12 protein-coding genes and 2 pseudogenes are annotated in these 14114 nt (G+C 59.1%); 7 read left to right on the top strand and 7 right to left on the bottom strand.

Annotated features, from left to right (window positions below):
- The 5 genes and pseudogenes from AKL29_RS45275 to AKL29_RS21730 all read left to right on the top strand — a co-directional run.
- Positions 1-256 (top strand): annotated as a pseudogene (locus AKL29_RS45275) (nitronate monooxygenase); the annotation flags it as partial.
- A gap of 103 nt (positions 257-359) precedes the next feature.
- Positions 360-1565: an ABC transporter substrate-binding protein gene (locus AKL29_RS21745; RefSeq protein ID WP_050385571.1), complete on the top strand. Its 1206-nt coding sequence runs from the start codon at positions 360-362 to the stop codon at positions 1563-1565.
- A 75-nt stretch (positions 1566-1640) separates the two neighbouring features.
- On the top strand, positions 1641-2810 hold the full coding sequence (locus tag AKL29_RS21740) for an iron-containing alcohol dehydrogenase (protein ID WP_050385581.1): 1170 nt from the start codon (positions 1641-1643) through the stop codon (positions 2808-2810).
- Between the two features lie 84 nt (positions 2811-2894).
- Entirely contained in the window at positions 2895-4721 is a 1827-nt protein-coding gene (locus tag AKL29_RS21735; RefSeq protein ID WP_050385570.1) for an AMP-binding protein, read from the top strand.
- A gap of 44 nt (positions 4722-4765) precedes the next feature.
- A complete protein-coding gene (locus AKL29_RS21730) occupies positions 4766-5599 on the top strand; it encodes an enoyl-CoA hydratase-related protein (protein ID WP_050385580.1) in 834 nt (277 codons plus the stop codon).
- Positions 5600-5747: 148 nt separating this feature from the next.
- On the opposite strand, the gene AKL29_RS21725 is transcribed toward AKL29_RS21730, so the two are convergent.
- Positions 5748-6203 (bottom strand): winged helix-turn-helix transcriptional regulator, encoded by a 456-nt coding sequence (locus tag AKL29_RS21725; protein WP_244482260.1) that lies wholly within the window; start codon positions 6201-6203, stop codon positions 5748-5750.
- A gap of 407 nt (positions 6204-6610) precedes the next feature.
- Between AKL29_RS21725 and AKL29_RS21720 the strand changes: the two genes are divergently transcribed.
- Positions 6611-7864, top strand: a complete 1254-nt coding sequence (locus AKL29_RS21720) for a hypothetical protein (protein WP_050385568.1) — start codon at positions 6611-6613, stop codon at positions 7862-7864.
- Positions 7865-8118: 254 nt separating this feature from the next.
- Positions 8119-8346 (top strand): annotated as a pseudogene (locus AKL29_RS46695) (hypothetical protein); the annotation flags it as partial.
- A gap of 782 nt (positions 8347-9128) precedes the next feature.
- Here the strand turns inward: AKL29_RS46695 and AKL29_RS46465 are convergent.
- The 6 genes from AKL29_RS46465 to AKL29_RS45265 form a co-directional block, all read right to left on the bottom strand.
- Complete coding sequence (locus tag AKL29_RS46465) at positions 9129-9536, bottom strand: hypothetical protein (RefSeq protein ID WP_347336991.1); 408 nt, start codon at positions 9534-9536, stop codon at positions 9129-9131.
- 273 nt (positions 9537-9809) lie between these two features.
- A complete protein-coding gene (locus tag AKL29_RS21715) occupies positions 9810-10445 on the bottom strand; it encodes an NUDIX domain-containing protein (protein ID WP_050385567.1) in 636 nt (211 codons plus the stop codon).
- Positions 10442-11506: a UDP-glucuronic acid decarboxylase family protein gene (locus tag AKL29_RS21710; RefSeq protein WP_050385566.1), complete on the bottom strand. Its 1065-nt coding sequence runs from the start codon at positions 11504-11506 to the stop codon at positions 10442-10444. Before AKL29_RS21710 ends, AKL29_RS21715 begins: the two co-directional genes overlap by 4 nt.
- 9 nt (positions 11507-11515) lie before the next feature.
- Complete coding sequence (locus tag AKL29_RS21705; protein ID WP_050385565.1) at positions 11516-12637, bottom strand: CgeB family protein; 1122 nt, start codon at positions 12635-12637, stop codon at positions 11516-11518.
- A complete protein-coding gene (locus AKL29_RS21700; protein ID WP_050385564.1) occupies positions 12634-13722 on the bottom strand; it encodes a CgeB family protein in 1089 nt (362 codons plus the stop codon). Before AKL29_RS21700 ends, AKL29_RS21705 begins: the two co-directional genes overlap by 4 nt.
- The coding region (locus AKL29_RS45265) for a glycosyltransferase family protein (protein WP_244482256.1) at positions 13719-14114 on the bottom strand (396 nt) is incomplete at its 5' end. The genes AKL29_RS21700 and AKL29_RS45265, both read right to left, overlap by 4 nt.

The raw sequence follows: 14114 nt of genomic DNA, 5'->3' as shown, positions 1-14114 counted from the left end.
GCGCGAGAAGGGCGCCAGGCTGAAGATCGAAGACATCTATGATCAGGTCGCGGGCGTTTACCCGAAGGTGATGGTCGATGGCGAGATGGATGCCGGCGCCTGGAGCTGTGGCATGGTGGTCGGCCTGATCAACGACATCCCGACGGTCAAGGAGCTGATCGACCGCATCATGAGAGAGGCGGAGCAGATCATCCGCCAACGCTTGACCGGCTTCCTTGATGGCGTCGAGCTGCCAGAGGCAAGGAAGATCGCTTGAGGTGTAGCCGTTCGACGTTTCGTCGGACGGCTACTACCGACTTTTCTAAATAAATGCCGGACAGCAAAAGCGCGCGGCCCAAATCGACGCAAGGGAGAGAGACATGGGTACAAAGTCCGTCTTCGTAGCCGCTTGTGTGGCTATGTCGTTGCTCGTATCGCCCGCTTCGGCTGCCGACGAACCCGGTGTGAGCGCGACGGAAATCAAGATCGGCGGGATATTCCCATTCAGCGGACCGGCATCCTCGATCGGCTTGGTTGGCAGGGGCGTGGTCGCATATGTGCAGTCGATCAACGACCGGGGTGGCATCAACGGTCGCAAAATCAACTACATCGCGATGGATGACGCCTATAGCCCGCCAAAAGCCGTAGAGCATGCCCGCAAACTGATTGAAAGTGACGAAGTATCATTCATCTTCGGGCAACTTGGCACCCCCGGAAATTCCGCGACAGCAAAATACCTTAAAACGAAGGGCGTTCCCTCGATTGCGATCGTCAGTGGTTCCAGCAAATTCACCGACATCAGTGAATATCCGCTGACCACGACCGGTCTGGTCAGTTATCAGACCGAGGGAAGAATCTACGCCAAGTTTCTCGACAAGACGTTGCCCGGTGCGAAATACGCAATCCTTTTCCAGAATGACGACCTTGGCAAAGATTATGTCAGCGCCTTCAAATCGTTCCTCAAGGCTGACTTCGACAAGCGTGTCGTCACAGCGGCCTACGAAGTGACTGAGCCGACCGTGGACTCCCAAGTCGTCAATCTCAAGAGCTCGGGCGCTGAGGCGCTGTTCGTTGCCGGCACGCCGAAATTCGCCGCGCAGGCGATCCGCAAGGCAGCGGAGATCGGCTGGAAGGCCAAGATCATCGTCAATTTTCCATCGGGTTCGGTTGGGGGCACGCTAAAGCCTGCAGGACTGGAAAATTCGGTTGGTGTTATCGTTGGTACCATCAACAAGGACCCGAGTGACGCGAAATGGAACGACGATGATGGCGTGCGGGGTTATAAGGCATTTTTCGCTAAATATCTCCCAGGCGCAGACTTCGAGAACACCAGCTATCTCACCGGCTACATGCAAGGCATGATCCTTGAACAGATCATCAAACAGTGCGGAAACGATCTTTCGCGAAAAAACATCGTCAAACAGGCGAAGTCACTGCGTCATCTCGTGCTTCCCACCGCGTATCCGGGCGTTGAGGTGAATACCACCGAGTCCAACAACATGATCTGGAGCCAGTTGCAATTGCAGCGATGGAGCGGCAGCGGCTGGGAGCAGTTTGGCGGGATCCTTGATGCAAGTGCGGAATGACGTGTGCGAAGTGACGTGGCCCGAGCGATCTCGAAGCGCTCGCTATGCAGCTGAAATCACTGTGGAGAAATGAATATGACGAAAGTCGGCTTTCATCAGTACCCCCCGATGGATCAGGTGATCTTCGGAAAGTCGGCGGCGCAGGCGTTGCGCGAGGAGGCCGAGAAGCGTGATGCTAAGCGCGTCTTCCTCATCGTCAGCCGAACTCTGAACACCAAAACCGATGAGATAAAAAAAATCCGCGACGCGCTAGGTAGCAGATATGGCGGCACGTTCGATGGAGTGCCGCAGCACACGACCAGAGCGTCAGCGGTGGAGGCCACGGCGCATGCGGCAGAGGCAAAGGCAGACCTGATCGTCGCGATCGGAGGCGGGTCGGTCGTCGACTCGGCCAAAATCGTCCTGATGTGCCTTGAACACGGGATCACCGAAGAATCCGGCCTCGATGGGTTCGAAACGATTTCGACGCCCGAGGGGCCCCGGCCTGGTCCGTTTCGCACTCCGAAGGTGAGGATGATAGCGATCCCGAGCACGCTGTCGGGCGGAGAGTATAACTCCGGAACGCTCGTCACTGACTCGCGTAGGAAGTTGAAGCAGATATTCAGCCATCCGCTTATGATGCCCCTGTCGATTATCCTGGACCCGGAAATCACTCGGCATACTCCGCAGACCCTGTGGCTAGGCTCGGGCACCCGCGCGATGGACCACGGAATCGAAGCGATCTGCTCCCCGAAAGGCAATCCGCTGGTGGAAAGCGTGTGCCTGCGCGGGCTGCGCTATCTATACGACGGCCTGCAAGCCACTAAGAAAAATCCGAGCGACTTGGAAGCCCGGCAACTTTGCCAACTCGGCTCTTGGATGTCTGCATTCGGCCTGCAGTGTCGCGTCCCAATGGGTGCGAGCCACGCGATCGGGCATGTGCTCGGTGGCACCTGCGATGTCCCGCATTATCTCTGCACGGCGGTGATGATGCCGAGTGTGCTGAAGTACAATGAGCCCGTGACAGATGAAGCGCAAAAGAAAATCGCCGAGGCGTGGCGCGCGCCAGACGCAAGGGCCAGCGATATCTTTGCCCAGTTCATCGATCGATTGGAATTGCCCAGCCATCTGTCGGAAGTCGGCGTTACCAAGGAGAAGTTCGAACTGATTGGTAGCAACGCGATGCTGTCAATCTTCACCCGAGCCAACCCACGGGTCATCAAGGGGCCTGAGGACATCGTCGAGATCCTTCAACTGGCCGCATAGTGCCCGGTGCGGTTCGAGGGGCAAACACTCGAATAACTTGGCATCAAAGAACAGAATTCATCGTCGGACAGGAGCAATCGCCGCATGAACCGTCATGAAACGCTAGCCGTCCCTGAAGAAGGCCTCAAGTTCGCACCGCGAGAGGTCAAGATCGAGACGCGGGCAGACGGAACGCTCGTGCTGCGCTCTCCGATCGCATTCGAGAGCCCTGAGTGGTCGATTCTCGACTTCATTCCCGAGTGGGCCGAGAAGGCGCCGCAACGCACATTTCTGGCCCAGCGCGGCGGCGACGGTGAGTGGCAGAGGATTTCCTACGCCGAGCTCTGGCGAAAGGTGCAGTCGGTTGGGCAGGCCATGATCAATCTCGGCGCCAAACGGGGCGACCGTTTGGCAATTCTCTCGGGCAATTCTATCGAGCAGGCAATCGTCATGTTCGCGGCGATGTCGGTTGGGGTCGTCATAGCACCGATATCTCCGAATTATTCGGTGATGCCGGGCGGTCTGGCTCGCTTGCAGAATATCGCAACGTTGCTTCGACCGATCTTCGTTTTCGTGCAAGATAGCGAAACGTATTCGAGTGCGCGTACGATTCCTGAGCTGGCTTCCGCGACATGGATTGCAGCGGATCAGAGGGCCGGATCCGTGTCGCTTGATTCGCTTTATTTGACGCGTCCCGACTCCGAGTTCGAGAATGCCTTCCGTTCAGTCGACAAGGAAGCTGCCGCCAAGATCCTGTTCACTTCGGGTTCGACTGGGCTTCCCAAGGGGGTTATCAACACCCACAAAATGATGGCAAGCTCGCTGCAAATGGGAGCACTGCTGGTAGCGCCCCGTGAGGCACCGGTTCAGGTCGAATGGCTCCCGTGGCATCACACTATGGGAAGCAACGTCATCCTGCATGGCATCCTGAAGCACGGCGGCACGCTTTACATCGATGATGGGCGTCCGGTTCCCGCGTTGTTTCACAAGACGATTGCCAATTTAAGGGAGATAGCTCCAACGGCCATGTTCAACGTGCCGGCGGGATACATGCTTTTATGCGACGCGTTGGAGGCCGATCAGGATCTGAGAGTTAACTTTTTCCGGCAACTCGACCGGCTGAGTTACGCGGGCGCTGCAATATCACGAGTTACGCTGGACAAGCTCTATCAACTTGCAAAACAATCGACGGGGAGGTCCATTCCGGTGATGTCAGGCTACGGCACCACCGAAACTGCGCCCACGATCGCTACTACGCACTGGGCAACCGACACGCCTGGTGAGTTGGGACTTCCGGCACCCGGGGTGGAATTGAAGTTGATCCCTAACGGGGACACGTATGAAGCCCGTGTGCGCGGCCCCAATGTGACGCCTGGCTATCTTGGCCAGCCGGATTTGACGTCAGCGGCCTTCGACGAGGAAGGCTTCTATCGTGTTGGAGACACCATCTCGTTCTTCGATCCTGCCAATCCGAGCCGGGGCTTGCGCTTCACCGGCCGCGTTTCTGAAAACTTCAAGCTCGCCAACGGCACATGGGTGGCTGTCGGCAAGCTGCGGCCCACCGTACTGGCCGCCACCCACGGTATTTTGCAGGACCTCGTCATTGCGGGCGAAAATCGGCATTCGTGTGCAGTGCTAGGCTGGCTGAATCCTGTCATTGCCAAGAAGCACGCCGCCAACGCCGACGGCAATCTGAATTGCGATCCTGGCGTGGTCGCGGTTCTCCAGCAGTACCTCCGGCTTTACAACGCCGGTGTCGGAAGCAGCGAACGCGTCTATGCCCTTACGCTACTTGAGGAGCCGGCCTCGCTGGCGGCCGGCGAGATCACCGACAAGGCCTACATCAATCAACGTGCTGTCCTGATCAATCGGGCGGCACAGATGGAGCTGATCTATTCGTCCGAGCCCTGCGACCAGGTGATCGTCATCTAGGCGATTGTAGTCGCGGCTGGTGAAGTCAAAATGGAGTGACCAGGGTGGCGAAAGGTCGAATCGAAGTCGATACTGGAACCGGCGAGCTTTTGTGCGAAATCCGTGACCGCGTCGCGCTAATCACGCTTAACCGCCCCGAAGCGCGCAATGCGCTCTCCGATCATCTCACGCCGGCCTTGCGGCGCATGATTAAGCAATGTGGCGACGACCCGAATGTCGGCGCATTGTTGATCGCGGGCGCGGGCGCAGCCTTTTGTGCCGGCGGCGACGTGAAGGGCATGGGGAACAATTCAACCAAGGTCGAGGCGGCGTTTGAAGATCGGGTTGCGGATCTGCGAGCAAGACAACGCACTCTGACGGGAGCGCTGATGGCAGTGAGAAAGCCTACGATAGCAGCAATTTCGGGTCCCGCAGCCGGTGCAGGGATTGCGCTAGCGCTTGCTTGCGATATTCGCATTGCCGGCGAATCTGCGATCATGTCGACAGGATACGCCCGCATCGGATTGACGGGGGACTATGGCATCGCATGGCTGTTGACCCGCCTTGTCGGAACATCGCGGGCGCGAGAATTGATGTTCCTGTCGGAGCGGATCGATGCGCGTCGCTGCGAGGCGTGGGGTCTCGTCAACCGTGTCGTTCCCGACGCCGATTTGCGAGATAGCGCGTTTGCCCTCGCGAGCTCGCTGGCGGAGGGGCCGGCGATCGCGCTAGCTCACATTAAGGACAATCTGGACCACGCCCTGAAGGCAGACTTCCTAGAGTCGATGGATCAGGAAGCCGAATACATGGTCCGCTCGTCGCGGACGGAGGAACACAAGGAGGCCGTGCGCGCCTTTATCGACAAACGCAAACCTGCATTTGCTCGCACTGCGGACTAGGACGCCACCTCATCTTCACGAGCAGAGACGGTCAAGGATTGTCCGCGACTAAACCGAGATCATCCCCGAGCCCAACTGAAAGGCCGAAGCCGGCAACGGACCCGAACCGCAACAGCGAGTTGTGAGGCGCTTGGATCACTTAATCAGTCTATGTGTTGGTATCGGGGCGCGGATGCGTCGGCATCATTTGCCCAATGCAATCATAGGGGCCCATCACCCTTCCTTCCGTTGTTACGAGCTTAAGGGGCATCAGGCGGTCCTGATCAACCCGGTCGACAAGCGTAAAAGACCTCTCATCCGGGGAGAAGCAATATGCTTCGCTCCATTGCCAGAGAGCGGCCAGGGTCAAGTAAAGGGCTTCGCCCTTTTCCGAAAGGTTGTAGATCCGATGCGAGCTTCCCGTCGACGACGGCGCGGCTTCCATCACCCCTTCTGCGACGAGCCTCCGTAGGCGTTCCGCGAGGATATTCTTGGCAAGTCCAAGCCGTCGTTCGAACTCGCTGAACCGACGGGACCCGCGTAGTGCTTCGCCGACGATCAGGAGCGACCACCGATCTCCGACTAGGTCGAGCGAGCGAGCGAGGGGGCAAACGCTGGCCTTCACTTTGCTCTTCTTTCCTTTACCCAGAGTCCTGCGCCTCGTACTGGTAGACGAGTTCTTAGACGGAATGGACTTCGTCCAATGAAGGTGTCCACTTCGTAACGCGGTCTCAGCAAATCACCCGAAAGGAGCGAATCCTCCTCATGCGAGACTAGTACGCATGATACTGTGGGCGCCGCGATTGTCGTTATTCACTGGCGAGTACCAGCTGATCGAAATGTGGGCTGCCCGTTGAAGGGGGAGGCCCATCACAATGAGCTCCGCGCTGGGTAGCAGTTGAGCGCGGCTTGATTTTCACGATCGAGCGCAGGTGACGATTTGCTGCCGGTACTCTTCTGCCATGACGCTGTCCGCTTGCAGAGCCTTTCGATTGGCTGCATCGCCAGCTCAAGTTCGAATGAGACATTCCGTTGGACAAGACCGCAACACGATCATTTCCAGAAATCATTGAAGCCAGCGCTGTCGAACTGTCGCGGATTGCAGACGTCCTGTCGTTTGGACTAGCGCTTGAAAACGATCTGACAATTCGTCAAGGTCTGCGACGCGCCGCGGCATGTTCCACGGATCGCCCGCTGATACTGAAGCTACCCCACGTTCCCGCCGCCATGGAGATCAGCCCAACGGGAGAGCTGCGCGCCCTCCGTCAACATGGTGCGTCGCTCGATCACGAACTCGACGCTTTGCTTGCCGGCTCGCCCGAACTGAGCGCGCGAATGCGTCTTGTCCGCGTAAAGGCTCGGGAACTTGCGAACGATCTACTCGTTCCTCTCGTCTTTCCAGGGAGCTTGCCGTCGCGGGCGGAATTCCATTCTGTTTTCAAATGGGCACCTCTGATCGAGATGCCCGCCTATGCATTTGGCTCCCACACGCTTTCCATCTTGGAAGAATTGCGAGCGGGCGCGAAGGCGGAAGCCCTGTCGGGGCGGTCCGAAAACGGCGCTTTGGCTGGCTATTATGCGGCTGTGCACACGATGGCAAATTTCATGTTAATGGGCAGCCTTTCGCAGGCGGCTCCTTGGCTGTCTGAGATGGCCGGCTCGTTTGTCTGGAACAAATGGACTCCAAGCTTTGCTCTCACTCGGGAGCGTACGATGTGGCTTGCAGCGGCCGCCGCCAAATCCGCTGCGGCATTCGGTCCAACGGTCGTGGATTTCTATTGCCGAGTACTTTCTACCGCCCCGCATGTATTCAATGTCTTCGACTCCCTTTTCGGCTTGGCCGCGATCGCTCTAAGCTACGAGGACGCTCACCAGGAAATACTCGAAGCGATCACTTTTCACGCCGACGCGTCCGCGGCTCGGTACATCGTCGGCAGGGAGTACTCGACGATTGCTTTTCGGTCGGCCATTGATTTGCTTAGTAGGCCGCGGAGCGAGCGCTTTGATTCGGTCGCTATGGATCGGCTGGGGTGGAAGGTGAGCGGGGCAAGCGACGGCTTGGCGTCGCGGCAAGCTTTTCGCATCGATCCGACGGAAATCGATGCTGACGGACGGATGTTTGGCTTTAAGGCGCTTCCGTCTATCCTGAATGTCTCGCCAGTTCAGCACTATCCCCGTTCAAAGGCACGAATATCGCGGCTTCGGCTTGAAAAGAGTGAATTGCTTGAATTGATGAATCGTGCCTGGGCGCAGAGCTCAGCGGCGACGTCATCAGCGATTCACTAGGAACAATGCAGGCGACAGCGTGCGATTCGAAGCGCGCACTAGAACGGCGCGAGCAGGAAGTACAAGCATCTCTGACAAGTCAATCCATCTAGCCTGCATTAGCTGCTTCGAGCAGATCGGATGAGATCGAATAGAGATCGACACCCTTTGGAGGCAATCGGGCCTCGGATCGGCGCTTACCTGGCAATTTCACGCCTCATGTCGGAGGTCACTACTCATAGGTGTCGTGTGGTGCTAGTCGAAAGGTTGCGGCCGTGAATTTCCAGGTAACGGTATTGAAGCTCTTGGCGAGCTACCCCGATGGTTTCGCCGTGATGGAAGATCTCAAGCGAGATGTGGCAATACTTGCAACCAGCGGTCAGGACTGGACCGAGCGTACCAAACGACTAGCATCGCGTGTGCCAGATCTGAACATATTCTCGCAGGGTTTTGTTGAACGAATAAGTGGAGGTTGGCGGATCACGGATCGGGGGCGCGCTGTATAGGAAATGATGGAAGCGTGCCCCGATTCGGAACCGAGCCTGAAGCAAACTCTACATAGGCCTTTCAATCGCGTAATTGCCTCGCTGCAGATTCCGATCACGGTGCGATCGAGTGGGCGTCAGCGATACCGCATCGCCCGCAAACAGGCTAGCGCCGCGGCGCGTCACGGTGAGCTACGATGATCTCGCATCAGCTTGAAAACCATGTCCAGCGACACCCGACCGAACTCGTCGTTGACGGCGTCCTGATGGACGGTAGGAGGCGGTTCGCGTTGGGAAATGAATAGAAAGCATCGCAACGATAGCCGAGCAACCGAGGCCACGACGGCTGTGGCCCTCCCTCGGCTTAGATCGCAACCTGAACCGAATGTCGGTATCGGTGGTTGCGCCTCCCCGCAACCAAATTAGCTAATAACCCCAGCAGTCTGAATGGCTTGCTGGGGTTATTTTTTGTGAGCGAAATCGGCCCCAATAACATCAACGACCTAGCTCATAGGTTCAAATCACCCCGCAACCACACATCGTGTCGTGACGACGCGAATGTTCGTGCTCCGGCGGCGGTAAGTTTGGCCGTTCAATCAGAAGCTCGCGCTTGCTGGCCGAGCACCGATTCTCTCGGCGATCTTTGGACATTGGTCATGAGGAAAAGGAACGAAGAGATCACGGATGCCGACACCCGTGTTAATTCCATCTGCGCAGATCAGGCCCTCAAGACGCTCGCTCGCCCGATTGGTCGTCACATGGCATACGAGCAGTTTAAAATCCAAAGCGCTCAGGCGCCGCTATCTCCTCCGAGGGCCCGAGAACCGGAGCAGCGATTGCTGCGGGTGAGCCGTCCTCGGGTGACGATCATGCAGGAATTCCGCGAGGGCGGTCGCGACGTCCTCATTGCCGACCGCCGCGGCGAACAGGCGTTCTTGCGCATCGCGCGGGAGGTCCGCCCAAATCTTCAGCGCCGCATGTCCAAGCAGATTGGCGAACCGGTTTTCATCCGCGGGTAATGACCCCCGCCCGGATGAGACGTTCTGCGGTGAAGCGAATTGTTGACCGAAAGTGAGGTCCCCCGCTTCGGCGCCCGGCGCAGCATTGCCGGCGGCCTGACGTTCTCCTTCGCGAGCGAGCCTGCCACTACCTACTATTTCTGCAATGATTTGCTTGACCGTTCCGACGGCCGTGTTCTTGACACTCATCGCAATCCTCCTCACTCAATCTCTTGCGGCGCTGTCGTCACTACTGACCTCGTACTCCGCCCCATGTCGCGGGGGTCCATATCGAGTTTGTGAAACTGATAAGGTCGCCCGGTCGTTCCTGCTGGCGTGAGCCGTCGTAGCTCGGGCGCGCTCCAGCGTTCATCGCGGAACTCGATCGCGGTTTGCTCTCCCGCAGGTGCCGGACAGAGACCTGCCTGGATCGAGACACTCGATCCGCGCGGGGCACGGCTGTGAGGCGCCGGCTTGCCGCGGTTATTTGATCGAGGCGCGGAGTGACGGAAATGAGAGTTGCAGCCACTGCAGGGCGATGATCGTTGGAGCGCTTTGGATTTCATTCCGCTTCAGCAGCTCAACGGCTTGCGCAATCGGGCAGCAGATTACCTCGATCTCTTCGCCTTCATCCGGTGCTCCGGCGCGGACCGGTGCCGCAGCGGAATCGACATGGGCCACGAAGAGCGTCATGACCTCATCCGACAAGGCCGGCGCAGGCAAGAAGTCGAATAGCCGCAGCATCGACAATGGCGTGAGCCCGATCTCTTCGATGCACTCACGCCGTGCGGCCGCTTCGAACGTCTCGCCGGGATCGACCCGGCCAGCCACGATCTCGATCATCTCGCTGCGTCCGGTCGCGAGATGACCACCGATACGGAACTGGCGGGTCAGAACGACCTCATCACGCTCGAGATCGAGTGTCAGCACGCCAACGACGCGCCCAGAACGGAGCACGTCGCGTTCGAAGCTCGCACCGACGTCGTCCCTTTGCCGGTCCGCAACCGTGAAACGATGGTAGTCGCGGTAACCGCAACCGATCAGCTTTGGAGGAGACACAGTGATCGATCGCGGTTCGCGGTCGCCGCGGCCAGCGCCGCCAATCTCTGGCAGTATCATTGCTGGCCGGCCAGGGTCAGCTGCGCCCGCCTGCGTCGTGCCGAGGTGGTCGACGGTCGTGCGCTCACCAGAGCGGGAGCAGGATTGGCCACGCGAAGCGAGAAATAGGCAATTGTCGCCTGTAGACCCTCCTGCAGCGTGACACGAGGACGCCAGCCGAGTAATCGCTCCGCGGTTTCAATGACGGGCTTCCGGCGTTTGGGATCATCTTCCGGGAGTGACTCGAACCGCAGCGGTGACGCCGATTGCGTACATGCAAGAACCGCTCGTGCAATGGCCTCAATAGTGATCTCCTGGGGATTGCCGAGGTTGCAGGGCCCCGTGATCGTCGACGGGCTCTCCATCAGCAGTTCGAGGCCTCTGACGAGATCATCAATGAAGCAGAAGCTTCTAGTCTGACTACCCTCCCCATAGATCGTGATCGGTTCGCCACGCAGCGCTTGAACAATGAAGTTGGAAACAACCCGACCATCGTTCTCGAGCATGCGAGGTCCATAAGTGTTGAAGATCCGAGCGATCTTCACTTCAACGCCATGCGCCCGTTGATAGTCGAACATCAACGTCTCCGCCGCTCTCTTGCCTTCGTCGTAGCAGGCGCGAGGGCCGATCATGTTGACATGGCCGACATAGGTTTCCGGCTGTGGGTGAACCTCGGGATCACCGTAGACTTCGCTGGTCGAGGCTTGCAGGACGCGCGCGGTCTTTTGCCGAGCCAACTCAAGCACATTCATGGTGCCTATGACACAGGTCTTCATCGTGCCAATCGGATCCCGTTGGTAATGTCGAGGAGAAGCCGGACAGGCCAAGCTGTAGATTTGGTCGATGCCTTCCTCAATGCCCAGCGGTTCGCGGACGTCGTGCTGGAGGAAGTCGAACCTCGGATGATTGAGAAGCGGCCTGATGTTGTCGAGCGTTCCGGTGAGAAGATTGTCGACACAGATCACGCGGTCGCCGCGCCGCAACAGCGCGTCACAAAGATGCGATCCGATAAAGCCGGCGCCGCCCGTGATTAGCACGGCGCGGGAGGGCCGCGTGCCTGTGATATGCGCTTGGTATGTCATCGACCCTCCTTAAAACTCTGCAGCTTGCTTGGTACGCACGGCCGGCCGGCCGGCCGATTTCGGTCGACGCTGGCTCATCGCTTCCTGGACATAGGATTCGAGCTGGCGTGCTCGATGGGCTGGCGTGTGCTCCGCCAGAATGCGCCGGCGGGCTTTTGCGCCAATCGATCGCCGACGCTCGTCCGGCATGTTGCGCAGGAGCTCAATGACGTCGCTGCTGTCGTCAACGAGAAATATCTCAGCCTCCGGCTCCAGGATCGTCTCGATCCCCGTCCAGCGATCCGAGATGATCGGCGTTCCGCATGCGGCTGCCTCGAACAACCGTACACTGGGCGAAAATCCGAGAGCCCGCATGTCGGCGCGCGTAACATTCAGTGTGAAGCGTTGCTCGGAGTAGAAACCCGCGTGCTGGGAGGGAGCAAGATGATCAATCCGTGCGACGTTTTCCGGCCAAGTCATATCAGGATATTGCGAGCCGGCGACGACGAACTGCAGGTCCGGCATGGCGCAAGCGGGAGCAACCAAGAAACGCTCGACCGATGGTTGACGGTCACGGCTATAGGTTCCGAGATAACCGAGCTCCCATTTGGGTTCTCCTTGCTGGCCCTGATAGAGGTCCATGTCGGCGCTACAATGGAGTACGCGAGCGAGCGGGCTGCCAAATTCGGTCTCGACGACTTTCGGCACCGGGCCGCCAGCAAACGAAAGATAAAGATCAAATCGCGGGATGAGCGCCGCAGAAAGATATGGCAGGCCTCGATCGAGGCCAGCGAGAGTGACCGGCGTGTCGATATCGTAGAAGGCTGTTATGCCTCGTGCGTTGGTGGTCACCCACTCTGCGACTGCGATACCATCGGGAACGTACGATCCGACGATTACCACGTCGGCGGTGCTGACAAGCGTGCCGAACTTGAGCGCAAGGTCTGGCAGTGATTGATAGAGCGCAACCGACCAGGTCGATGGTGTGGCGAGGTCGCGATGTTCGCGATACCATGGCATGTCCCGCTCCAGGAATGTCACGCGATGGTCGCGCTGCGCCAAGGCCTCGATCAGGGCGCGGTAGGTGGTCGCGTGACCGTTGCCCCAGGACGAAGTGACCGATAGGCCGATGACGACAATGCTGAGAGTCATTCCGCTGCCTCGATTCTTGCCGCTCTTTGCGCGAACAGGGTGTTGAACTGGCGCGCGCGCTGTCGGTAGGTGTGATGCGCAAGGATCCGGGCTCTTGCGCATGCGGCGATCGTGCGCGCCCTTTCGTCTGTCAGCGAATCCAGATGCTCGGCTACGGCGGTGCCGCTCGATGCGACCAGCACCTCACGTCCCGGCTCCAGGAAGGCGTCAATGCCCCTCCACTCGTCGGTAATCAGGCACGCCCCGGCGCCGACGGCCTCGAAAACGCGTGTCGGCGGCGAAAAGCCATAGCGCGCCATGCTCTCGCGATTGACGTTCAGCGTGGCAAGGCTGGAGCAAAAGAACGCGTTATGATCGCCGGTGCCGACGTGACCAACGCGGCGGACGTTGGCGGGCGTCTCCCTGGTGTCCCAGCCCGAGCCGCCCAGCACGAATTGCCGGGATGGCACGGCGCGCGCAACTTCGAGGAAGAAGCTGTCGATGCGTTGCTCGCGATCGGGCAAGCGGTTCGCCAGCAGGCCGAGGTCGCAGGAAAACCGCGGGCTAGCTGGTGCAGGAAAATGCGTCGACGTGTCCAGCGCGTTATAGATCGGAACGCAATCACGCGCCCCGGCAGCTCGATAGGCAGCTACGACGGGGTCACCGCCGCCATAGGTCAGGACAAGGTCATAGCAGGGGATCGCCTTCCGCAGATGATGGCCCGGTTGCTGCGACATCGCATCGAGCGTCGCCGGCGCGTCGACATCCCAGTAAACGCGGACGGCACGCGACGGAATCTCGACGACCGCATTCTCAAGCTCCTCATCGAAGATGCCGACCCCGCTCGCCTTGATCAGGAGGTCCGCCATCTGAGCGGCCGTCTCCAGCGAACGCTGCCATCCGTCGGACGTCGGTGGATAGACCAGGACCTTGGCCCAGGGCGGGTCGGCGATGTCGCGATGTTGCTGGCGCTGGAATGCGTCAGGTTCGAAGAACGTAACATCGTGACCAAGGGATGCTAGCTCCTTGAGCATGCCGCGGTAGTAGGTCGCGGCACCATTCCAATAGGAGGAGACTAGGCTGGAGCCGAAGAAGCAAATCTTCATGCGAGCGCTCCTTCTTGCTGCGATCGGGTTGTGCGGCGCCGCGGCCCGCCGATGCTCTCGACGATATCGAGCAACTGAAGAGCGCGGTGACGGCACGTGTGCCGTTCCGCAATCACGCGAAGGCCCTGGCGCGCTGTTGTGTGTGCAAGCTCCGGATCGCGTAATAATGTCTTCAGTGCTATCAGCATCTGCTCGCCGTTGTTCGCCTTGAGGTAGGTATCTTCCGGAAACAGACCGTCGAGGTCGCTCCACGGCGCGGACACGATGGGAATGCCGCAGGCCAGTGCCTCGAACATTCGGATGGTCGGTATCCCCGGCAGCGCCCTGACGTACGGGGCGCGTGGCACATGGACCGTTGCGCGTGCGGCGGCGAAGGCCTCGGGCGCCCGATG

Source organism: Bradyrhizobium pachyrhizi (genome assembly GCF_001189245.1).
Classification (GTDB): Bacteria; Pseudomonadota; Alphaproteobacteria; order Rhizobiales; family Xanthobacteraceae; genus Bradyrhizobium; species Bradyrhizobium pachyrhizi.
The sequence above is the reverse complement of the archived record's forward strand: the minus strand, read 5'-3'. Positions and strand labels throughout refer to the sequence as shown.

Excerpts from the sequence above, each read along its gene's own strand:
- AKL29_RS21705 (WP_050385565.1), bottom strand. The coding sequence starts at position 12,637 with ATGACTCTCAGCATTGTCGTCATCGGCCTATCGGTCACTTCGTCCTGG.
- AKL29_RS21700 (WP_050385564.1), bottom strand. The coding sequence starts at position 13,722 with ATGAAGATTTGCTTCTTCGGCTCCAGCCTAGTCTCCTCCTATTGGAAT.
- AKL29_RS21735 (WP_050385570.1), top strand. The coding sequence starts at position 2,895 with ATGAACCGTCATGAAACGCTAGCCGTCCCTGAAGAAGGCCTCAAGTTC.
- AKL29_RS46465 (WP_347336991.1), bottom strand. The coding sequence starts at position 9,536 with ATGAGTGTCAAGAACACGGCCGTCGGAACGGTCAAGCAAATCATTGCA.
- AKL29_RS21745 (WP_050385571.1), top strand. The coding sequence starts at position 360 with ATGGGTACAAAGTCCGTCTTCGTAGCCGCTTGTGTGGCTATGTCGTTG.
- AKL29_RS21740 (WP_050385581.1), top strand. The coding sequence starts at position 1,641 with ATGACGAAAGTCGGCTTTCATCAGTACCCCCCGATGGATCAGGTGATC.
- AKL29_RS21710 (WP_050385566.1), bottom strand. The coding sequence starts at position 11,506 with ATGACATACCAAGCGCATATCACAGGCACGCGGCCCTCCCGCGCCGTG.
- AKL29_RS21715 (WP_050385567.1), bottom strand. The coding sequence starts at position 10,445 with ATGATACTGCCAGAGATTGGCGGCGCTGGCCGCGGCGACCGCGAACCG.